At 38.6% G+C, this 21,996-nt stretch carries 23 protein-coding genes; 14 read left to right on the top strand and 9 right to left on the bottom strand.

Annotated elements, in window-relative coordinates:
• The first annotated feature begins 33 nt into the window (after window positions 1-33).
• Window positions 34-1,284 carry an aminopeptidase gene (locus JOC48_RS04870; RefSeq protein WP_204497952.1) on the top strand — a complete coding sequence of 417 codons (1,251 nt, stop codon included), beginning with the start codon at window positions 34-36 and terminating at the stop codon, window positions 1,282-1,284.
• A gap of 6 nt (window positions 1,285-1,290) precedes the next feature.
• On the opposite strand, the gene JOC48_RS04865 is transcribed toward JOC48_RS04870, so the two are convergent.
• Window positions 1,291-3,111 (bottom strand): DNA ligase D, encoded by a 1,821-nt coding sequence (locus JOC48_RS04865; RefSeq protein ID WP_204497951.1) that lies wholly within the window; start codon window positions 3,109-3,111, stop codon window positions 1,291-1,293.
• Window positions 3,112-3,269: 158 nt separating this feature from the next.
• Here JOC48_RS04865 and ku point away from each other — a divergent pair, with 158 nt between their 5' ends.
• The 3 genes from ku (at window position 3,270) to JOC48_RS21480 (ending at window position 5,827) form a co-directional block, all read left to right on the top strand.
• Complete coding sequence (gene ku / locus JOC48_RS04860; protein WP_204497950.1) at window positions 3,270-4,190, top strand: non-homologous end joining protein Ku; 921 nt, start codon at window positions 3,270-3,272, stop codon at window positions 4,188-4,190.
• Between the two features lie 193 nt (window positions 4,191-4,383).
• Window positions 4,384-5,397, top strand: coding sequence for an acyltransferase family protein (locus tag JOC48_RS04855; RefSeq protein WP_204497949.1), 1,014 nt, complete (start codon window positions 4,384-4,386; stop codon window positions 5,395-5,397).
• 301 nt (window positions 5,398-5,698) lie between these two features.
• Window positions 5,699-5,827: a hypothetical protein gene (locus tag JOC48_RS21480; protein ID WP_275580703.1), complete on the top strand. Its 129-nt coding sequence runs from the start codon at window positions 5,699-5,701 to the stop codon at window positions 5,825-5,827.
• Between the two features lie 88 nt (window positions 5,828-5,915).
• Here JOC48_RS21480 and JOC48_RS04850 read toward each other — a convergent pair whose 3' ends face one another.
• Window positions 5,916-6,641, bottom strand: a complete 726-nt coding sequence (locus tag JOC48_RS04850; RefSeq protein ID WP_204497948.1) for a TMEM164-related integral membrane acyltransferase — start codon at window positions 6,639-6,641, stop codon at window positions 5,916-5,918.
• A gap of 235 nt (window positions 6,642-6,876) precedes the next feature.
• On the opposite strand from JOC48_RS04850, the gene JOC48_RS04845 reads away from it, so the two are divergent.
• From JOC48_RS04845 to JOC48_RS04835, 3 genes are read left to right on the top strand one after another with little or no spacing between them, the layout of a single operon-like run.
• Window positions 6,877-8,220 carry a sodium-dependent transporter gene (locus JOC48_RS04845; RefSeq protein WP_204497947.1) on the top strand — a complete coding sequence of 448 codons (1,344 nt, stop codon included), beginning with the start codon at window positions 6,877-6,879 and terminating at the stop codon, window positions 8,218-8,220.
• Between the two features lie 30 nt (window positions 8,221-8,250).
• Window positions 8,251-8,544 carry a DUF5327 family protein gene (locus tag JOC48_RS04840; protein WP_204497946.1) on the top strand — a complete coding sequence of 98 codons (294 nt, stop codon included), beginning with the start codon at window positions 8,251-8,253 and terminating at the stop codon, window positions 8,542-8,544.
• A 22-nt stretch (window positions 8,545-8,566) separates the two neighbouring features.
• Entirely contained in the window at window positions 8,567-8,935 is a 369-nt protein-coding gene (locus tag JOC48_RS04835) for a DUF423 domain-containing protein (protein ID WP_204497945.1), read from the top strand.
• 58 nt (window positions 8,936-8,993) lie between these two features.
• On the opposite strand, the gene JOC48_RS04830 is transcribed toward JOC48_RS04835, so the two are convergent.
• From JOC48_RS04830 to hemQ, 4 genes are all read right to left on the bottom strand, one after another.
• Window positions 8,994-9,242 carry a hypothetical protein gene (locus JOC48_RS04830; RefSeq protein WP_204497944.1) on the bottom strand — a complete coding sequence of 83 codons (249 nt, stop codon included), beginning with the start codon at window positions 9,240-9,242 and terminating at the stop codon, window positions 8,994-8,996.
• A 163-nt stretch (window positions 9,243-9,405) separates the two neighbouring features.
• Window positions 9,406-9,951: a spore coat protein GerQ gene (gene gerQ / locus JOC48_RS21210; RefSeq protein ID WP_239584206.1), complete on the bottom strand. Its 546-nt coding sequence runs from the start codon at window positions 9,949-9,951 to the stop codon at window positions 9,406-9,408.
• 88 nt (window positions 9,952-10,039) lie between these two features.
• Window positions 10,040-10,462: a cell wall hydrolase gene (locus tag JOC48_RS04820; RefSeq protein ID WP_204497943.1), complete on the bottom strand. Its 423-nt coding sequence runs from the start codon at window positions 10,460-10,462 to the stop codon at window positions 10,040-10,042.
• Window positions 10,463-10,728: 266 nt separating this feature from the next.
• The gene (gene hemQ, locus JOC48_RS04815; RefSeq protein ID WP_204497942.1) at window positions 10,729-11,475 is read right to left on the bottom strand and encodes a hydrogen peroxide-dependent heme synthase; all 747 of its coding nucleotides are present in this window, start codon (window positions 11,473-11,475) and stop codon (window positions 10,729-10,731) included.
• 897 nt (window positions 11,476-12,372) lie between these two features.
• Between hemQ and JOC48_RS04810 the strand changes: the two genes are divergently transcribed.
• Both JOC48_RS04810 and pta read left to right on the top strand, forming a co-directional pair.
• Window positions 12,373-12,624 carry a hypothetical protein gene (locus tag JOC48_RS04810; RefSeq protein ID WP_204497941.1) on the top strand — a complete coding sequence of 84 codons (252 nt, stop codon included), beginning with the start codon at window positions 12,373-12,375 and terminating at the stop codon, window positions 12,622-12,624.
• A gap of 3 nt (window positions 12,625-12,627) precedes the next feature.
• Window positions 12,628-13,599 carry a phosphate acetyltransferase gene (gene pta, locus JOC48_RS04805; RefSeq protein ID WP_204497940.1) on the top strand — a complete coding sequence of 324 codons (972 nt, stop codon included), beginning with the start codon at window positions 12,628-12,630 and terminating at the stop codon, window positions 13,597-13,599.
• A 75-nt stretch (window positions 13,600-13,674) separates the two neighbouring features.
• Here pta and JOC48_RS04800 read toward each other — a convergent pair whose 3' ends face one another.
• Window positions 13,675-14,511, bottom strand: a complete 837-nt coding sequence (locus tag JOC48_RS04800) for a lipoate--protein ligase family protein (protein ID WP_204497939.1) — start codon at window positions 14,509-14,511, stop codon at window positions 13,675-13,677.
• A gap of 233 nt (window positions 14,512-14,744) precedes the next feature.
• Here JOC48_RS04800 and JOC48_RS04795 point away from each other — a divergent pair, with 233 nt between their 5' ends.
• The 3 genes from JOC48_RS04795 to JOC48_RS04785 all read left to right on the top strand — a co-directional run bounded on the left by JOC48_RS04795 (window position 14,745) and on the right by JOC48_RS04785 (window position 17,253).
• Window positions 14,745-16,037, top strand: coding sequence for an HD domain-containing protein (locus JOC48_RS04795; protein ID WP_204498117.1), 1,293 nt, complete (start codon window positions 14,745-14,747; stop codon window positions 16,035-16,037).
• A 57-nt stretch (window positions 16,038-16,094) separates the two neighbouring features.
• Window positions 16,095-16,595, top strand: coding sequence for a YwgA family protein (locus JOC48_RS04790; RefSeq protein ID WP_204497938.1), 501 nt, complete (start codon window positions 16,095-16,097; stop codon window positions 16,593-16,595).
• A 145-nt stretch (window positions 16,596-16,740) separates the two neighbouring features.
• Complete coding sequence (locus JOC48_RS04785; protein ID WP_204497937.1) at window positions 16,741-17,253, top strand: hypothetical protein; 513 nt, start codon at window positions 16,741-16,743, stop codon at window positions 17,251-17,253.
• A gap of 232 nt (window positions 17,254-17,485) precedes the next feature.
• On the opposite strand, the gene JOC48_RS04780 is transcribed toward JOC48_RS04785, so the two are convergent.
• A complete protein-coding gene (locus JOC48_RS04780) occupies window positions 17,486-17,668 on the bottom strand; it encodes a 2-hydroxymuconate tautomerase (RefSeq protein ID WP_204497936.1) in 183 nt (60 codons plus the stop codon).
• A 244-nt stretch (window positions 17,669-17,912) separates the two neighbouring features.
• Here JOC48_RS04780 and JOC48_RS04775 point away from each other — a divergent pair, with 244 nt between their 5' ends.
• Entirely contained in the window at window positions 17,913-18,437 is a 525-nt protein-coding gene (locus JOC48_RS04775) for a YwhD family protein (protein ID WP_204497935.1), read from the top strand.
• A 278-nt stretch (window positions 18,438-18,715) separates the two neighbouring features.
• On the opposite strand, the gene JOC48_RS04770 is transcribed toward JOC48_RS04775, so the two are convergent.
• Window positions 18,716-20,797, bottom strand: a complete 2,082-nt coding sequence (locus JOC48_RS04770) for a transglycosylase domain-containing protein (protein ID WP_204497934.1) — start codon at window positions 20,795-20,797, stop codon at window positions 18,716-18,718.
• Window positions 20,798-21,050: 253 nt separating this feature from the next.
• Here JOC48_RS04770 and speE point away from each other — a divergent pair, with 253 nt between their 5' ends.
• Window positions 21,051-21,878 (top strand): polyamine aminopropyltransferase, encoded by an 828-nt coding sequence (gene speE, locus JOC48_RS04765; protein WP_204497933.1) that lies wholly within the window; start codon window positions 21,051-21,053, stop codon window positions 21,876-21,878.
• The last annotated feature ends 118 nt before the right edge of the window (window positions 21,879-21,996 follow it).

The following is a 21,996-nucleotide window of genomic DNA, read 5'->3' as shown; positions in this document are numbered from 1 at the left end:
ATAATAAAAAGAAAAAAGTAAGGGAGTCATCATATGTCAGTAAGTCACGAACAACTAGAAAAGTACGCAAAGCTTGCCATTCAAACAGGCGTAAACTTGCAAAAGGGCCAAGGGTTAATTGTAAATACATCCGTGGAAGCAGCAGCATTTGCTAGAATGGTTGTGAAAGAGGCATACGCAGCAGGCGCTAAAAATGTCCATCTCGAGTGGAATGATGATGAAATAAAATACTTAAAAATGAAGCATGCGTCGATGGATGTTTTGGAAAATTTCCCGAAATGGAAAGCGCAAGGGTTAGAAGAAATGGTGAAGGATGGCTATGCATTATTGAACATTTACGGAGAGAACCCAGATCTCTTGCAGGACATTGACCAAGCGCGAATATCAGCAGTAACCAAAGCAAGTGGCCAGGCTCTCAAAGAATATAGAGATTATATCATGAATGATAAAATATGCTGGTCGATTGTCGGATATCCAGCGGAGGCATGGGCGAAAAAAGTGTTCCCGAATTTGTCAGCTGAAGTGGCAAAGGAAAAACTTTGGGAGCATATCTTTCGTATTGCTAGAGTTGGTCAAGACGATCCAGTTAAAGCATGGGAAAAGCATAATGATGCATTAAAACAAGCGAGAGAGTTTTTAAATAAGAAACAATATCAATCGTTAGTGTATCAAGCAGAAGGAACAGACTTAACGATTGATCTTCCAGATAACCATATTTGGCATGGGGGTGCAGCAACTTCCACGTCTGGAGTGAAGTTTAATCCAAATATCCCGACAGAAGAAGTATTCACGATGCCGCACAAATACGGTGTTCATGGAACAGTGACAAGCACGAAGCCACTTAGCTACGGTGGAAATCTGATTGAAAACTTCACGCTTACTTTTAAGGACGGGAAAGTAGTCGAGTTTACTGCTGAAAAAGGTGAAGAAGCATTAAAAAATATGCTTGAAACAGATGAGGATGGTGCTAAGCGACTTGGCGAAGTGGCTTTAGTTCCACATGATTCACCAATTTCTAAATCGAATATTATATTTTACAATACATTATTTGATGAAAACGCATCCTGTCACTTGGCATTAGGAAAAGCGTATCCAACGAATATTGAACATGGTCCATCCATGAGTAAGGAAGAAATGGATCAGCACGGTGTCAATGATAGTTTAATCCACGAAGACTTTATGATTGGTTCTGCTCAGCTGTCGATTGATGGAATAACAAAGGACGGGAAAAAAGAAGCCATTTTCCGAAATGGCAATTGGGCAATTACTTTCGCCTCGCTTTAAAAGGGGTCAGACCCCTTTTGTGTGCACAAATTCTTTTATAAATGATAAATCTTGGTTGTCTCTTACTTGCTCATAGCTGGCAAAGGGACAACCTTTTTCTTTGACTCTTGCTAATACAGAGGTAATCGTGAATTGGTCCGGTTTTAATGATTCATTTACTTCATCCCAAAACAACGGAGTCGATACAGTAGCTGCTTCGCTTTTTCTTGGCGAGTAGGGAGCAATCAATGTTTTATCTTTTCCGTGTTGGATGTAATCAATATATAACCGGTTGTTACGGTTCTTTTTTAAACGTTCGGTTGTAAATAAATCAGGGTGTTTCTTTTCTAATAAAAAGGCTATTCCTTGTGTAAAGACCGCAGTTTCGGCATAAGTCAAACTGTTCTCTGGAATAGGAATATAAACTTGTATTCCTTTATTACCTGACGTTTTTACGAACGACTGTAGTTGTAATTGGTCGAGCAGCTCCTTTAACAAAGATGCTGCATAAATCGCCACATCAAATTGATCAATGCTTGGTGGGTCTAAGTCAAATGCAATTTCGATTGGATTGGATTTACCCATGTACTGAAAAGGGACATGATATTCCAGTGCACCATGATTGGCCAGCCAAGTCAGTGATTCCGCGCTCCCTCCGTGAAGCAGTGTTTCATCTCCAACTTGAATGCCACCGACAAACGCAGGTCCATAATCAGGTAGATGCTTTTGGAAAAATGACTGTCCATGAATGCCGTCTGGACAACGTATAACGGTCAATGCTCGATTGGTTGTAAATGGTAACATATATGGGGCAATTTGCCGTACGTACACAAGTAAATCTCCCTTTGTTTTTCCTGCTTTCTCCCAAAAAACTTTTGTCTGATTGGTTAAGGATATTGAATCTGGAAACAAACTTAATGCTTCTTGTACCTGTGAAACAGTACAATCCTCTGGGGATAAATCAAAACGAAATTGATGAAATTGCGGCTCACGTAAATCCCCCTCGTGGATTCCTAAGCAATTTACATCGAGACAAACAGCAGGTGGTAGTTCATATTTATTGCCTGTTTTGTTTCCCTTTGCATGGATGAACTGTTTGATCGTTTCCAATTCATTTCCCTCTAATCCATGCTTGAATTTTCCAAGGGGGACAAGGTTTTTCCCGTCATATACCGATAACTCAAAGTATCCATTCTCCTGATCATAAGAAGTTAATACACCAGGAATTGTTCGCCAGTTTTTCACTTTGTACCAGTCATGATGGTTCTTCCCTTCTATGTACTTACTCTCTAAGCGTTTAGCAATCATTCCTTCACCAAGCTGTTCGTAAAGGTTATTCCATAATTTCTTATGATCCGAATAAGTTTGAATATATCCTAACCTGTCGTTCCAGCTAATGTGGAAACCTATTTTCAATCGATCGAACACTTTTTTTAATTGCGTTTTCCGTTCTTGGAAGGGATGGGATAATAGAGATTTTCCTTCGTACTCTAATAAATCAAAGCATAGAAAATGTGCAGGTCGATCTTGTGCTGCTTGTTCAATTTTACGCGTAGCTTTGAACCTTCCTCTTTGCTGTAAAAGGGAAAAGTTCGCTTGTAGAAGTGTATTTAGAATAACAATTTCACCATCAAACTTTAATGGTAACAGCGAATGTACCAGATCCTGCTTTTCTTGGCAGGCGCTTATAATTTCGGGAAAATTGTTACTTAAGTCTTTTCCATTGCGACTAACAAGTGAAAGGTTATCTTCCTTCCAAACCAACGCAGCACGGAAGCCGTCATATTTTACTTCATAAGCCCAATTATTTCCAGTTGGAATGGTTTCACTTGGTTTTGGTTGCATCATACGTTACACCTCTAACTGAATGTAGTTTTACTTTATTGTGTAAAAATAAAGATTTTCTTATGCAGTGAAGATTAAGTAGAACCGCGTGAAAATTTTCTTTCTTAGCGTGTAAAAAATAGCGGGTATCACAAACTAAATATAAAAAGGAGGTCGTGTAGATGCATACGATGTGGAAAGGGTCGATTAGCTTCGGGTTGGTAAATATACCTGTAAAGCTACATGCTGCCACGGAAAATAAAGATGTAAGGTTAAGGCAGCTGCACAAGGAATGTCAATCGCCAATTAAGTATGAAAAGATATGTCCTGTTTGCGATAAAGAAGTAGAAAATGATGAGATTGTTAAAGCATATGAGTATGCTAAAAATAAATTTGTTATGATTTCGGATGAAGAGCTTGCTGAAATCAAAGAAGAGCAAACCGATAGAGCAGTTGAAATTGTTGATTTTGTCCAGTTAGATGAAATAGATCCGATTTATTTTGAAAAAAGCTATTACCTATCACCAAATGAAGGTGGCGCAAAAGCCTATTCCTTGTTACGAAAAGCATTGAAAGACACTGGGAAAATTGGTGTTGCCAATATGATGATTCGTTCCAAGCAACAATTAGCAGCCATTCGCGTGTACGAAAATACATTAGTGGTAGAAACGATTCATTATCCAGACGAGGTTCGAAATGTACAAGATGTGCCAAATGTACCGGAGGAAACAGAAACACCTGAAAAAGAGTTAGATACAGCTAAAATGTTAATTGACCAATTAACGAGTGAGTTTGATCCGGAGAAATATAAAGATAATTACCGGGAGAGCTTATTGGAATTAATTGATGAAAAGAAAGACCAAGACGATGTAACAACCGCTAAGGAAAAGCCGGTAAAGAACAATGTAACCAACTTAATGGATGCGCTAGAAGCGTCGCTTGACCGTGCAAAGAAAACAAATCCGGCTGCCGAGAAGAAGGAAACAGCTGGAAAGAAAGCGACTGCGACTGCCGAGAAAAAGGAAGCATCTACAAAGAAAAAGGTTACAACACCGAAAAAAGCTGCACCAAAGAAAAAGAAAGAAACGAAAAAACAAGCATAAAGGTTGGGCCTCGTGTTTAGGGGTCTGACCCCTTTGCTTTTGAATGTCAGCAAAGTTACTAATATTTCACATAGATTAATGACGTTTACAGTTATTTAACAATTATTGATTTCCGGGTCATAGTGCTTAAAGTAATATCGAATAAGGTATATAATCGAATAATGAAATTCAAAAAGTTAAAGGATGAAAATGAATGAAAAGAGAGGCATTTATAGATAATGCGAAGGTAGTTTTGATTTTCTTCGTTGTATTTGGTCATGTTATACAGCCTTTTACAAGTCAATTATCTTCTATCCAATTACTGTATTTTTGGATTTATATTTTTCATATGCCTGCATTTATTTTTCTAAGTGGATTTTTTGCAAAGGGACTTGGTAATAAAGGATATATTTTTAAGCTTGCAAAACGATTACTTTTTCCATATTTCGTTTTTCAACTATTTTATACAGGTTACTATTTTACACTCGGCATGGACAATTGGGAAACAACCATATTTCGACCGCAGTGGTCCTTGTGGTTTTTGCTTAGTCTGTTTTGCTGGCATTTAATGCTCGTTATCTTCAAACGTTTTCCGCCGATCGTTGGTATCATTTTAGCTATTGAAATTGGGATTGTTGCGGGGCATATTAACCAAATAGGATATACCATGAGCTTGTCTAGAACATTGGTGTTTTTCCCGTTTTTCCTTTTAGGCTACTGGATTACGAAAGAACAGCTACTATTCGTTAAAGGGAAAGTAGTCAAATCAGTATCGCTAATTGTGATGGCAGGAGTAGCTGCTATTCTTTGGGTAATACCTGAATTCTCAACTTACTGGTTACTAGGTACACAACCCTATAATAACCTTGGGGCTCCAGGTGTAGGGGGACTGGTTCGACTTGGTGTGTATGTGCTTGCGATTATGATGGCCATTAGCATTCTTGCTTGGATTCCGCGAAAGCGAAATCGATTTACGCACTTAGGACAAAAAACTCTTTTCATTTATTTACTACACGGGATATTTATTCAATTTTTCCGCGAAACTGAAATACTAAAAATCAACCATCCGATAGATGTTGTTGGCTTGGCAGTAATTTCTTGTTTGATTGTTCTTATATTAGGAAGTAAGCCTGTCGTTACCGTGACACAACCACTTATTGAGGGAAGAATAAATAGGATAGCTGAAATAGTAAGGGAACGTTCAAAAAAACATGAAGAAATAAATTAATTTTCTTCGACCCCCTAAAAGCGAAAGGATGGTACGAATAGGTATACTGGCTAAAATTAAATTTTAGTCACTATTTTTATTGTAAAATTGGTTTAATGATGGAAGAAGGAGGGTATAGTTTATTACCAAAAATATAGGAAAGAGATGAAATTAGCTCAAAAGTTTGGAGAAAAATCAAAAAATTCCCAAAAAAATACGAATAAAGCTTGATTAAATGCAGGTTATAAAGGTAAAATGAAATAGAGTGTATTAACTATAGACTCGGGAAAGCGCTTACAATTATTAGGGGGAATGAAATCTGATGGAGAATTTCTCATCGTTTGTAAGAAGTGTTGAAGAACAACTGAACCGAAAACTGTGCGAAAAAGAATGGGAGTTCTTGATTTGGCTTTATGAAACGCATCAAATGGAACAAAAGTTGAAAGCATAATTTCTCGTATCGGAGCTGAATACTGTTGCTTAGAAAGGGCTACATATACTTAAAGTGGGGATAGCTTCTCCCAAAGCGTTTGTCAAAATTAGTGTGATTTTAATTTTTTCAACGATCGATAGACTCCGAATTGGATCAAGAAAATACCCATGCCAATTAGTGCAAGATTGAGGATGTACAAAATTCCGTCGCCTAACATGCTAAGCGGTGTATCCGCAGTCGGTTGTCTTGATAAAAACATATAGTTTGCTTCGAACCATGGATTAATCAGAAAGCCGACGAAACATGCGTATGCTATTAAGCTTGCATAAGCCTTCATGACATCGGTAAACCGAATAACAATGTTGCTTGTTAATAGAAGAAATAAACTTGCCCAAGATAAGCAAATGTGCTGTATGAAAAAATTCCAAAAGCGAAAGTGCGGATATCCATGTGGTAGTTCTGGAGTTAGAATTGCCAGAAATGACGGTATTAGCCCAATGAAAAAGGCAAGCACGATTAATATGCGAGTTTTAAAAAATAGGGCAAGCATGACGATAATACCTGCAATGCTGCATAATTGAAGTGGCATAAACTCCTTTACATTCCAAATTCCATTCAATGTTCCCCAAGCCTGGTACCCCAACTCTGATAGTAGCAGTATATAAAACAAACTCCGACGAATGGTTCTTTGCAGTTTTTTATGTACCATGATTTTTTTGTATGTACCTGCTAAAGAAATGATCCCTATAAGATAAATAAGGAATACAATCAAATGAATGACCGTAAATACTTCGAATGCTTCATTGTTTGAATCACCAAACCAATCCCACACTGTGAACACTCCTTACAAAAATTACAATCATATTAAACATACCACAATACTTTTTGGGGATGGTAGTAAAAAACAGGTTATTCGAGAATAATCCTCCGTTCCATTTGCCCCTCTTCAAGTTGTTGGTTTGCTATCACTGTAAGAAATCCCCAATCGTTGACTGAATCTTTTCACCCACGTTGATTTTGTGTAAAATAAGAAACGACATTAACCTGATGGAAGGGAGTATACATGGATGCAACGAGAAAACTGGGCAACGAAGCTTGGTTTCATGCTGGCTGCAATGGGTTCGGCTGTTGGTTTAGGAAACATATGGCGGTTCTCTTATGTAGCCGGTGAAAACGGTGGTGGAGCCTTTTTAATGATTTATTTAGTAAGTGTATTAATGATTGGAATTCCTCTATTATTAACAGAGGTTAGTATCGGAAGAAAAGCACAAAGTGATGTTATTGGTTCTTATCAAACACTCGCACCAAGAAAGCCGTGGTTCCTTGGTGGGTTTTTAGGGCTTTTTGGTGCTTTCTTAATATTAGGCTTTTATAGTGTTGTTGCGGGCTGGGGTCTGTATTATTTATGGAATTATTTAACTGGGAAATTAGCTGTTGAGCCTTCGGTTGGTTATGGTGCAACCTTTGAAATGTTCATCACTTCAACATATCAACCGCTGTTTTGGCACGCGCTCTTCATGTTTATAACTATTTTCATTGTATTATCTGGCGTGAAGAAAGGAATTGAATTCGCAAACAAAATATTTATGCCTGTTTTGGCGACTTTATTAATTCTTTTGGCGGTGTATAGTCTTACTTTAGAAGGAGCGATGGAAGGCGTACGTTTTTTGTTTCAGCCAGATTGGAGTGTATTAAGTAATCCATCTGTTTATATAGCGGCATTAGGACAGGCGTTTTTCTCTCTAAGTTTAGGGGTTGGAACGATGATGACCTATGGGAGTTATTTGTCTAAGGATCATCGACTGCCTGGAGCAACGGTTGGTATCGGGATTATGGATACGTTATTTGCCATCATTTCAGGCATTGTTATTTTCCCAGCGGTATTTGCGTTTGGCATTCAACCTGATTCAGGACCGGTTCTCGTCTTTATTACATTAACCGATATCTTTAGTCAGATGCCTCTTGGAGGGTTGATTGGAATTATCTTTTTCCTTGCTTTAACATTGGCGTCTATTTCATCCTCTATTTCGTTATTAGAAGTACCGGTAGCCTTTTTTATGCGAGCGATGAATTGGAGCAGAAAAGCAGCTTCTATCATAACAGGTATTGTTATTTTTGTACTAGGAATCGGTGCATCGCTTGGAATGGGAGTACTATCAGATGTGACACTGATAGGCGATAATAATATAATGGATTCGATGGATTATCTCGCTTCCAATATCTTTTTACCGATTGGTGGCTTAGTGATGGCCCTATTTATTGGCTGGCACTTCACAAAGGAAGAAGCTCTGGCAGCTACCGATTTAACAGGGTCAAAGCTTGGTACTGTATGGTTTTGGATTGTCCGGCTAATTGCGCCGGTCATGATCATCATTATATTCTTAAATGCATTGGAGATTTTACCGTTTTAATCGATGTAATACTGGTTGGGGGTGAAAGGTGTGGCAATTACAAATCATGTCGTGATGAAGAAAATGATGGAGGAATTAAGGCGAGCGTTAGAGAAGCAGGACGACACATATCTTGCTAGAGAGCATATCCGGTCCGTTCGGTCACTATGCGATTTAATGTTAGAAAGTGAATCAACAAGCACAACGGTTGCTGATGAATCCGTTGAGTGGCAGAAGATGGTTGGTAAATCCAATACAAATAAAAACGCTCCGTTAGAAAATCAAAAGCTTGAAAAGGACGTCGATCATGGAGAGGCGAATGGCGATTCTATTTTTGATTTTTAGCAGATGAATAGGGGGAAATACAGTGAAATTATTATTCTTGTTTGTAGCATTAAATGGCTTTTTATCGGTGGCGCTAGGGGCTTTTGGTGCGCACGGCTTAGAGGGTAAAATCTCGGAAAAAGCATTGAAAGCATGGGAAAAGGCTGTCACCTATCAAATGTTCCATACCGTTGCCATTTTTATTGCTGCGATATTACTAGCAAAATACGGAGGAGCCAGCTTCCTCACCGCTGGATGGTTCTTTTTAGTTGGTATCGTATTGTTTTCCGGAAGTTTATATATCTATGCGCCGTCAGGAATTAAAGCATTTGCAATGATAACCCCGTTCGGTGGACTGGCTTTTTTAATTGGATGGGTATTGCTAGGCTATGCAATTGTAAAAGTTGTTTAATGTAGAAGGCTTGGCCATTCATAGGTTGGAACTACCCAACCGATAGAGAAGCATGAAACTAACCAAAATATAAGTAGCAGACAAAGATAATGATGATCATCGAACGTAGTATTTGTTGGCCAAATTGGAGCGTGTTTTGCTTCTTTAGTTCAGCAAGTCCTTCAAACGTGAAGCTTAATGCTAAGGTAAGACACGTGAATAAGGCTAATAACATGCTTGCTTTTACAAGTGCAAAAATTCCGATGACCAGTGTGATCGCCATCATAAATAATTGAAGCTGTGCGAATTTTTTATAGGGGTGCTTCATAGAAAGGTCACTCCTTGTTGTTTGTAGAATGAAAAAAAGAGAAATTTGATGTAATCTTAAAGTTGCGTCATCGTACTTCCGACTAAATCTTAATGAGTAAAAAATCAACCCTTGCTGCGAACAAATTGCGGCAAGGGTTTCATCATCATACTAGCTTTTGTTATTATCTTGGCGGATAGGATACTGTATCAGCACCACCAGCAGCGTAAGGATATTCATAGTTAAGCTCTTCATCAAATGTAATGTAGTCCAAATAAATCATCAGCAGTAAGTATCTTTTACCTGTTTCTGGATCACTTAAGATGATGTGGTCACGGCCTGCAGCTTCAATGACACCTTTGAAAATTTTTGCATTCCAACGCTCGTTGTTTTCAAAAGTCATATAGACAGTAGCAATTTTCCCCTTATTTAACCGTAAAATATTTTCAATATACGATTCTTCGACCGGTAACATTCCAGGGACATCTGTTGTAGGTGGCATCTGTTGGCCTGGAAATTGTGGCATAGGACCTCCCATTGGATAGCCAGCAGGTACCTGCTGTTGGTATGGACTTTGACCATAGCCAGGTGGAAAGTTTGGTGAATATCCTGGAGCACCTTGTGGAAATCCAGCTCCTTGGGCACCTTGTGGGTAGCCTGCTCCTGGCATTCCCCCACCTTGAGGTGAATAATATGGCTGTGGTGTTTGACGATTTTCCTCATTACTCATGAAGAAACCTCTCCCTTCTTTATGGTAAATCTTGAAAATGAATTGGAAACAGTCTGCTGCTTACTGCTGTTTCCAATGATCTAAAAAGCTAAAAAACTCTTGGACACTCTGATTGTGTAGGATTGTAAAAGCAGTGTGATTTGTAACGACCGGCGTTCCATTGTCCGAACCATTGGGCAGGGCAACTTCCTTCAGGCATGAAGAACCAAAGGGAATTACTTGCTGGATGATATTTTTTTCCTTGAATAACCTTTCTGGCTAAATCAATATCTTTTTGTCTGGCTCGTTGATAAAAATAACCTTTCTGTGTTGCTTCAAACCCACCAGGACTTTGGAAAACCATATCCCGAATACTCGTTAATTTTTCGAAATCGGAACAGTCACCGCGGACTCGATTAACCCCTGTATTGCCAACCATTAACATCCCGAGCTTGCCGTCACCCTCAGCTTCTGCTCTCATTAGTCGCGCGAGTAATTTCACATCTTCCTCCGTATGTTGTACAACAGCCACGCAGTCACCTCTCTCCATGAAGCAAGATGATAAATGAATATGCCTGCTTTTCGCGCACATTCTCTAATACCTATAGGTATGCAACAACCCAAAAAGAATGAATCATTTTTTTGAATTCTAGTAGAAAATGTTCAAAAAGTCCGGGGAAAATTGCTTTGAATCTCTTCGTTGCGCTTTTTTTCCTTCTTTTAAACACGAACGAATAGAAAAATGATTAATGTGCAAAAAAAAGACAGACTGCATTACATCAGCCTGTCCTACTATATTTATACATGTAAAAAGGAGGGAACCGCTTCTTTCGGTAAAATATTTCCTACGTAAAAAGCGCCAAACTCTCCATATCGAGCACTTACCTCATCAAAGCGCATTTCATATACGAGCTTTTTAATTTGAAGCGCGTCATGAGCGAATAGCGTAACACTCCATTCCCAGTCATCAAACCCCATCGATCCAGTGATAATTTGGCGAATTTTACCAGCGTATTTCCTCCCAGTTAAGCTGTGCTCATACATCAGTTGTCTGCGCTCGTCAAAAGGAAGCGTATACCAGTTATCGTTCCCTTCTCTGCGCTTGTCCATTGGATAAAAACAGATATGCTCCCATTTTGGCAACCTAGGCTTAAGTCTTGCTTGAATCTCTGGTTTTTGCTCAGGATCCTCGCCTTCTTTTGTCATATATTTTGATAATTCAACGACAGATACGTATGAATAAGCAGGAACTGTGAATTCTGCCAGCTTAGATTTGTTAAAAGCTAGTTCAACCTCGTTAAGTTCTTTCATTGTCGGACGTAAAATCATCATTATAAAATCTGCTTTTTGTCCTACAATCGTGTATACTGCATGGCTTCCGTTTTTAGCTTGTTCCACATCATCCCAATTTGATAAAAGTGACTGGAATTCAGTAATCGCAGCCTGGCGCTCTTCGCTTGAAGCTTTTTTCCAAGCGCTCCAATTTATTTTTCTTAAATCATGTAAACAATACCAACCATCCATTGTTTCAACTGCTTCAGCCATTCAACTATCTCTCCTTCTTTATTTGTTAGTCAATTTATTAACTTGAAAAGCTCTGCAAACCGATGTTATGTGTTGAACCTTTTCGTATTCTTTGTTGTTTTTAACTACTTAGTAGACCTATAATGCGACATAACCATTGCATGGAATTGCTTTAATACACTCTTTTTGAATCGGGTGCTATAACCGCTTCGGCAGAATACTTCGCTTTCCGCGGGCACGGCCTCAGCCAGGGTACTACTTGAATAAACTTCTTTGATCCCTTGCGCCGAGGAAGCCTACTACGAAGCATTACTAGAAGACGCAGGCGCATCCACGGGGTCTTCGGACACGTGCTGTTCCCGCAGGAGTCTACGTATTCTGCCTACGCTTAAAGGGATACTCCGATTAATGGTAAGTTTATGTACTGGGACTCATGATCGTGGAATGCTTCTCTTCGCTTTTTTACAAAACAAGACAGGTCGAATCCTCGAAAATATAGACCAATTTTTTGCGTGCGATATAACGTTACTAATGTTTTCAACATCACAAAAGTAAATGAAGAGTCTGACATTTTCAGCAGCTTGGATTTGTTCTCTTGAGTAAATAAAAATTTGTCCCATTGCAATAGATAAGATGTTGCAAAGAAGCTTTTACAAATCTTTACTATATAGCGGAGGAAATACACGTAGACTCCTGCGGGAGGAATGGCATCGGTGAGACCCCGCAGAGCGAAAGCTCGAGGAGGCTCACCAGCCGCCCGCGGAAAGCGAAGTGTATTTCCGCAGCGATATTCGAAGCTATCACTCTGGCGCATTAATCTTGTATTGTGCATTAATCTTATGTTACACATTATAGTTTTAGAAAACATCCTATGTTTTTAATATAACATAATTAGGGAATGATAATCATGAACAAAGGATGACGATGGAATGGGCGAATCAGTTAAAGATGATGAAAGGAAGTACGAGATTCGTACCATTCAACAGTGAATCCTTACCTTATATCCTTTATATACTTACACGAAAAATTGTCATCATTTTGTCAAAGAACAAAAATGCTGCTTTGGCAGGATTGTTAGCGGTTAACAATGATACAGACAAAATATCGATGACTTTTATTCATACACAAAAAGGCGTATCATATATAACAGAAATATATTTGGAGGGTTAAAGCATGAGCGATTTATTTGGAAAATTAAAAGCATCACTAAAGGAGAATGGTAGACGTATCGTGTTTCCAGAGGGTCTGGATGAACGAATACTGACAGCGGCAAGCTTACTTGGCACAGAAGGAATCTTAGTACCTGTACTAGTAGGTGATGAAGAAAAAATAAAACAGAAGGCTAGAGATGTTGGAGTAGATATTGTCAATACGGAAATCATCGACCCGAACAATTATGATGAATTCGATGAAATGGTTGCAAGTTTTGTTGAACGGAGAAAAGGAAAAGCGTCGGAAAAGGACGCCCGTAAGATTCTATTAGATGAAAACTATTTTGGAACCATGCTTGTTTATATGAATAAAGCAGATGGACTGGTAAGCGGTGCAGCTCATTCAACAGCAGATACGGTTCGTCCAGCATTACAAATTATTAAAACAAAACCTGGTATTAAAAAGACTTCCGGTGTTTTCATTATGGTTCGTGAGGAAGAAAAATATGTGTTTGCTGATTGTGCCATTAACATTTCTCCAAACAGCCAGGATTTAGCAGAGATTGCGCTGGCTAGTGCAGAAACAGCTGAGCTATTTGACATTGACCCAAGAGTGGCAATGCTAAGCTTTTCAACAAAAGGGTCAGCAAAATCAGAAGAAACAGAAAAGGTTGCGGAAGCTGTTGCGATTGCAAAGGAGTCTAAACCAGAGCTAGTATTGGACGGGGAATTTCAATTTGATGCCGCCTTTGTCCCATCTGTTGCCGAGAAAAAAGCACCAGACTCTGTTATTAAAGGGGATGCCAATGTATTTGTTTTCCCTGGGTTGGAAGCGGGGAATATTGGTTATAAAATCGCTCAGCGTTTAGGTAATTTTGATGCGGTAGGACCAATCCTACAAGGCCTTAATAAACCAGTGAATGATTTATCTAGAGGTTGTGACTCGGATGATGTTTATAAACTAGCAATTATTACAGCAGCTCAATCACTATAAACTAGTTGGAAGGGGGGGGTCAGACCCCTAGGGGTCTGACCCCCCCTTCTACTTTGTCTGTTTATAGAGGGTAAATCAAAAACGAAGCGCTTTATTATTTCTATCGATTACTTGCGCCATTCTTTTTTCAAAGTCAACTAATTCTTCATCGTTTATATCTGTAGTCACCAATTCATCTGCAAACTCCTTGAAGCATTGTTCAATTCGTCTGACCACGCTATCTACAGTGATTTCCTGATCGATTAATTGGGATAAAGATTTCATCGTTCCGGGCTCAATGAGAGGATAATCAAAGTTTCCCTTTTCTCCTTGCAACCCATATTCATAAAACGATTGGATTAGCTTGGCCCTCACAGATCCATCTCCTTCAACACAAAGATAAATTTGTACCGCTGTCCCGTTTTTTACACGCCGTTGTGAAATACCAGCAAACTTTTTCCCTCGAATACTAAGGTCATATTCGCCAGGACAATAAGAACCTTTTATTTCAAATGCTTGAATATCATTCGTTACATCGCGAAACAGATATTGAATGAAGTGAACCATTGCTTGATAGCCATCATGGATACTAACACGTTTCACATCTGGTAGGATGAAGGACATATTTAAAATACCAGCATCCAGTGCAACTGCTAGACCACCAGAATTACGCACAACTGTATCGTAGCCCTTGTTATGGAGAAAGCGCACACCTGATTCAAAATAAGGTAATCGAACGTCTGGAATTCCTAAAACAACCGTTTGTTCATGGACCCAGAGCCTCACTGCAGGAGGGGATGCTTCATTTCCAACCGAAATAGCAATAGCATCATCAATCGCAAAGGAAGCCATTGCCGTTGAAAGGTAACTTGGATTACTATGATTGATATATCGAATGGCGCGATGATTAAAAAATTTTTTCCAATCTTCCATTGTTTTTTGCTCCTTGCTTCATTTATATAAGTGGCTCACACATGTCTAGTATTTTTAATAAAAATTTCCAAATAAATTTCGAGCCTTATCGACAGTACAATTAAAGCCTTTACTATTATAGCAGAGTTATCCTTTTTACCGAAAAGCCTTTTTATCTAGTATAAATCTAGTATATAATAGTGGCAGATATAAAGCAGAAAGGGTTCACTTTGAACGAAAGAAAGGATCAAAAAATGCCATATAAAGACGAGCAATTGAGTGAAGAAAAAGTATTTAAGGATCCCGTACACCGGTATGTTCATGTAAAAGATCAAGTGATTTGGGATTTAGTTGGAGCCCCGGAATTTCAACGCTTACGTCGGATTAAACAGCTAGGTACATCTTATGTCACCTTTCATGGTGCGGAGCATAGCCGCTTTAATCATTCGCTAGGAGTATATGAGATTGTCCGTCGAATTTTGAATAATTTTGACAGAAAGCCAAATTGGAATAACGAAGAAAGACTTCTCTGTCTATGTGCGGCACTATTACATGATTTGGGCCATGGGCCGTTTTCGCATTCGTTTGAAAAAGTGTTCAAATTGGATCATGAAGATTTCACTCGGAAAATTGTATTAGGCGATACCCATGTCAATCAAATACTTTCGCGTGTCAGTAAGGATTTCCCACAAAAAGTAGCAGATGTCATTAATAAAACGTATGAAGACAAGCTTGTCGTTAGTTTAATCTCTAGTCAGATTGATGCGGACCGGATGGATTATTTACAACGAGACGCTTATTTTACTGGAGTCAGCTACGGGCATTTTGATATGGAACGGATTCTGCGGGTAATGCGGCCGATGGAAGATCAAGTCGTTATTAAAGAAACGGGGATGCATGCGGTTGAGGATTACATCATGAGCCGTTATCAAATGTACTGGCAAGTCTACTTTCATCCAGTTACTCGCAGTGCGGAGGTTATTCTTTCAAAAATTTTACATCGAGCCAAATATTTGTATGACAATAATTACCAATTCTCTTTGAAGCCAGCTCATTTTCTGTCATTTTTTGAAGGTGATGTGCAGCTAAAGGATTATTTAAAATTGGATGAAGCAGTTGTTTTGTATTATTTTCAAATGTGGGCAGATGAACAAGATGAGATATTGAGCGACTTATGTGCAAGGTTTATGAATCGTCATTTATTTAAATACATAGAGTTTAATTCTAATTTACAAATGAAGGAATGGATGGAGTTATACAGCCTTTTTAAAGAAGCTGGTATAGACCCAGAATATTATCTTGTTGTTGATTCTTCGTCTGACTTACCTTATGACTTTTACCGTCCAGGAGAAGAAGAGGAACGGCTACCGATTCATTTGTTAATGCCGACTAATGAAGTGAAAGAATTATCAAGACAATCCGATATTGTAGAGGCAATTTCCGGGAAGAAGCGGACGGATCATAAGCTTTATTTTCCAATCGATTTTATTGAAGCATTGCCTGACGGTGAAACGAAAAACAAAATTATAGAGATATTATTTGCTTAATACAGGTGAGAAACACGGACAATAGGCAATTTTTTCGAAGATAAGGGGATGTTATTTGTGTTAGCAAATCATGCTAGATTGATGAAGTTCTTTTTGGATTCCAACGAAGTAGTTGGACGTAAAAAGCTGCAAAAAATGATTTATATTTTAAAAAAATGTGGGATACCATTTGAGGAGAAGTATGAGTTCCATTTTTACGGACCGTATTCAGAGGAGCTGACACTACGAATAGAGGAATTGTGTAATTTAGGCTTTATTTCTGAAGTAAAAGAAGATAAAAGTAATTATTATCAATATCGCTATCAAGTGACGAGTCAAGGTGAGGAATTTTTAGACCATTCTCCTGTTGAACTACCAGCAATGGAAGAAAGAATTGCAGTCATGAAAGAAAAAAGCTCAAGGTTTCTAGAATTAGTTTCTACGATGCTCTATTTTGATAACTTGTCCAAAGTGGAAGTAGAGGAAAAAGTACGTACAGTAAAAAAGAAGCAAAATTTCACAGATCAGGAATTAGTGGATGCCTGGGATTTTATTGGTTGTTTAACAGAAAAGCACTGATAGAGTGGTAGCCTTGATGAGTAGAAAATACTTGTTGAGGCTTTTTCTTATGGGGCTAATTTTATCGTATGGTATTCTGCCGTAAAATAAATAGACGAAAAATTATGGTCGATGTATAATAAAAGAGTGAAAGGAGGTGAATGGCGTGGAGGAGAAAATTTTATCCATTCTTCAAGAAATGAATACTAAAATTGATTCGATGAGTGAGACACAGAAAAAGCACGGCGAAATTTTAGACGAGCACACCGAGCTATTAAATGAACACAGCAGAATTTTAAATGAACACACCGAGCTATTAAATGAACACAGTAGAATTTTGAATGTGCATACGGAGCAATTAAATGAACACGGTAGAATTCTAAATGAGCATACGGAGCAATTAAATGAACACGGTAGAATTCTAAATGAACACACCAGCCAATTAAATGAACACAGTCAAACGTTAGAAGAGCATGGATTGATTTTACGGTCTTTAAGGACTGGACAAGAATCGCTCCAAGCAGAAGTAAGTGAAATAAAGCTTCAAAATGCGGAAGAAGCTGGTTCAATGAAAAAAGAGATTGCAAAAAATGAAGCTGGAATTGAAATTTTAAAAGAAGAAAGCTGGAGTAACAGAATAGATACCCAAAGAATAAAGAAGACGATGGGAATGGCGTAGGGAGTTCCTAAGGACTACAATGTTGTTCGGGATTTTTCTTTATGCCTTCCCAAAATTTTTAAATACCTCTTTGAACAACCTCTATTGTTATGCATTTTCTAGTCGTTTCCCCGCATATTTACCTTAAGTCTATTATTTTCCAATCGTTCTATTTCTAATAATCAAATGGTAAAATTGTTTCTATCTAAAAAGTGCCGCATCCTTATGTGCGACACTTTTTTGCTTTACACGATTAATCAATCAGTCGTTTGCCACCAACACCGTAATGATTTTTGTTGATTTCCTCTACAAAAACTACAACTTTTTCTCTAGATGCACCAGTGGTATCTACTACTGCATCGGTTACTTTTTCAATTAATGCTTTCTTTTGATCATCGGTACGACCTTCTAACATTTCTACTGTTACGTAAGGCATGACAAGCCCTCCTCTCGATAATTAACACGAATGGTACGTGTTCAAAAAGTCGGTATTGGTGATTTTTTGAACATGATAACTATATAATAATTCTCGAAAAATAGGGAAAATCCTGCCTGATTCAATAAGATGAAAAGGGATTTTTGATTTGCTACAATAGTAGTATAAGGAAAAGTAGAAACGAATATCCTGTAGATAGTACAAATCATGTTTTCGTACTTATAGTATAAAGGAGGTATAACATATGAGTGGCGAAGAATCTTCTAAAAAGAAGAAAGGCAATTCATTTACAATTTTAAAGGATGACTCTACGGATGGTCACGGTGGTTATGGTATAGGGTCTATATCATTAGAAAATGTTTCTCCGGTGATTGTTGATCCGAATGAAGATAAAGCTTACGTCGATATGGCGGCCATGCACGCGCGCAGTGATGTTGAGCGCCGGGTCAAATTTTTACCGGATAGGGACGCAGTACCGAACGGAAAATTATACTGGATTGTTTGGGTAACCGTCCATCGTAGTGAAAAAGGACCTTATTACCACGGGGTAACAGGCTGTGAAATCAGAGTGGACCGTTCGATAAAACGAGCGTATAAATCAATGCCGGAGCACGTAAACCGCTTGGATAAATCATTAAAGGGGCACGTGATCGTCGAGGATATGGATGAAAAGTCAAAGCAATTACTTGGAGATTTTCTAAGAGAATTTAGTGAAGAAATGTGGGAAAATTCATCCGAACAATTAACAACAGCATTACCTAAAAAATGAACAATTTGTGAACATCGATAAAATTCAATAAAAGCGCTTGTGGTTTCATGCGGGAATTTGTAAAATATGTATCAGTATCACATGGTTTACTCATGTTACTAGGACAAAGAAAAAGGTCGGATCATTTGGATCCGGCCTTTTTCTTTTAGAGCTGTGGTATGCAAAAAATACGATGATTCTGAGCTGAGCGGACATTCCGTTATCATGGTCAGAAAATAAGCATTTCATAACGATTTCGATGTCCGCTCAAAAGGGATCGCAAAAAAATCTACTACCCCTTACCGAAAAAAATCCAACAGCCGTTTAAAGAAACCACGTTTGTCCTCACTATCCTTCTCCTTCTTATCATCCAACCCACTCTCCGCATCGTCTGGTTTGTGTGCTGTACAATAGGAGGTTGGCTCTGTCCCTTCGAGAAAATACATCAAGCGATGGTTATCACAATAAGGAGTGGCTAAATTCCCCGATTCCGTATCGACATAAGCGCCAACAACGCCGTCAGGAACTTGAAATGTTCGCAAAGGCTTTCCCTCATGAATTTTTTCCATATAACCAGCCCAAATTTGCTTCGCGTATCGCTGTTCTTTTGTTTTTTCAATTGGAATATTATTGTCGTATCCAGTCCAAACACTCGTTACCACCTCAGGACTAAATCCAATCATCCAGCTATCTGTCTTTGTTGTACCGGACTTTCCGGCGTATTGTCTGCCTAACTCATCACTAATGGCAGCACCTGTAACACGCATATAACTGCTTAGTGATTCGTCAAACATTCCTGTCATGAGATGCGTTAAAATAAACGTTTGCCTCGGATCAAATACGCTTTTTTGTTCTTTTTCCGGCCGTTCATACAAAACATTTCCTTCTGCATCGGTTACTTTTTCAATCGTATAAGGATCTATTTCTTTTCCACCGTTAGCAATCATGCTATAGCCTCGAGTCATTTCTTTCACGGAAACAGAAGCGGTACCTAAGGCAAGGGAAGGATATGGCTGTAAATTACTTTTGATTCCAAATTGCTTTGCTGTTTCTACTAGCCTCTCTGGTGTTAAAAATAAGTTCGTTTTAACCGCATAAATGTTATCGGATAGCGCGATTGCTTCTGCCAGCGTAATGGGTTCATCTGCATAATAGCCATTATAATTGCTCGGCTGATAAACCGTGCCGTTCGCAAGCTCAAAGTCCGTTGGTTTACTCATCAACGTTGTCGTAGGCGTGTAGCCATTTTCAAGCGCAGCATAATACAAAAATGGCTTGAAGGTAGAACCTGGCATCCTTTTTGCCTGAACAGCACGGTTAAATGGACTTTCGTTATAATCCTTCCCGCCAACCATGGAGAGAATCGCCCCTGTCTGGTGGTTAACAGCAAGGGCACCCACTTGCAACTCCGTGTCAGAGGAAATCGTCTTCTCGACTGTTTTTTCTAAGGTCAATTGTTTATCAATGTGTAAAGTTGTATATACCTGATATCCGCCAGAACGGATTTCTTCCTTTGTTTTATTTAATACGTGTTGTAATTCCCGAAGTACCTCATCCTGAAAATACGGGGCAATTGCCTTCTTTGATTGTTCATTTGGTTCTGTAAAAGATAACGCTTCCTGCATCGCAGCATCTGCTTCCGCCTCAGAAATAACATGTTGTTTGGCGAGGTTTGCTACAATTTGATTTTTTCGACGCTCTGCATTTTCTGCATGATTAAAAGGAGAATAATAAGAGGGCCCCTTTGGGATTGCTGCGAGCATAGCTGCTTCTGCGATGCTTAAATCATTTGCTGATTTATCAAAAAAATAACGACTTGCAGCTTCCACACCATAAGCGCCGTGTCCATAATAAATCGTGTTTAAGTATCCTTCTAAAATTTCATCCTTGCTATAGAACATTTCCAGGCGTATCGTATAAAAAGCTTCCTTTATTTTTCTTTTCCATGTTTTATCATGGGTTAAATATAGGTTTCTTGCATATTGCTGGGTAATCGTACTTGCTCCTTGTTCCATCGACAGACTGCGGATATCCTGTATCGCAGCACCTAAAATTCGTTTGAAATCAAATCCAGGATGATTGTAAAAATTTCGATCCTCTGTCGTTAAGGTTGCTTGAATCAAGTCTTCATCGATATGATCTAATCCGACCCAATATCGATTCTCTAACCCGTGCTCTTCCCCAATCACTTTTCCATTCTGACTATAGTAAACCGTATTTTGGTTGTTTGTTAAGGCTGGAGGCCCAAGACTATATGTATAGGTAAACAATGCCACGACAAAAATTACCATCGAAATGGCAATGAAACAAAAACTAATTAGTAACCAACGGAGCTGACGATTTTTAATTTTCGCTAGCATTTTTTTAACCGATCGGAACATGTGAAGTCTCCTAAATTTTTCAGGATAATGTTTTTAACATTATGGCAAAATAACCAGGGAAATAAACATTGTAGCGGAAGATAGTTATATGATTTTTTGAAACTTAAAAAATTAATGCTTGATTTTTTGAGGGAATTCTCTATAATTTCCTTGTTTGGATATAAAAAAATTGGTAAATAGAGTAGTAATTGGAATTTTGGGACAGTGAACCTGTCCCTCTGTCCCGATATTTTGAAATAAAGGAGTTTTTTTAATGGATTTATGGTTTACGGAAAAGCAAACGAAGGACTTTGGAATTACAGCAAAAACGAAACAGACATTACACACGGAAAAAACAGCATTCCAGCAGCTGGATATGATTGAAACAGAAGAGTGGGGCAACATGCTTGTACTAGATGGCATGGTAATGACAACCCAGAAGGATGAGTTTGTCTATCACGAAATGGTTGCACATGTTCCGCTATTTACTCATCCAAATCCGAAGCACGTACTAGTCGTTGGCGGTGGTGATGGTGGAGTTATTCGTGAAGTGTTGAAGCATAAGTCTGTTGAAAAAGCGACACTTGTGGAGATTGACGGAAAGGTCATTGAGTATTCGAAACAATACTTACCAGAAATTGCAGGTGATTTGGACAATCCTAGGGTAGAAGTAAAAGTCGATGACGGTTTTATGCACATTGCCAATAGTGAAAAAGATTATGATGTTATCATGGTAGATTCAACGGAACCTGTAGGACCAGCTGTTAACCTGTTTTCAAAAGGCTTTTATGCAGGAATTTCGAAGGCGCTAAAGGATGATGGGATATTTGTTGCGCAAACGGACAATCCGTGGTTTAAAGCAGATTTAATTCGTCAGGTGTATCATGATGTCAAAGAAATTTTTCCTGTGACAAGATTATATACCGCGAATATCCCAACCTACCCAAGTGGATTATGGACATTCACGATGGGAAGTAAAATACACGATCCATTGAAAGTAAAAGAAGAACGTTTTACAGACATCGAAACCAAATATTATACAAAAGAACTTCACCACGCAGCCTTCGCACTACCGAAATTCGTAAAAGACCTAACAGACTAAATTTGACAAAATTCGGGTGGTGACAGCGTATAATGGTAAATAAGTCAACCACCATTTTTAAGTAAAAAAGACCGACCTTAACTAAAACTCTTAAAATCGCTTTTTAAAAAGTTCATCT

It is taken from the genome of Aquibacillus albus (genome assembly GCF_016908325.1).
Taxonomy (GTDB): Bacteria; Bacillota; Bacilli; order Bacillales; family Amphibacillaceae; genus Aquibacillus_A; species Aquibacillus_A albus.
The sequence above is the reverse complement of the archived record's forward strand: the minus strand, read 5'-3'. Positions and strand labels throughout refer to the sequence as shown.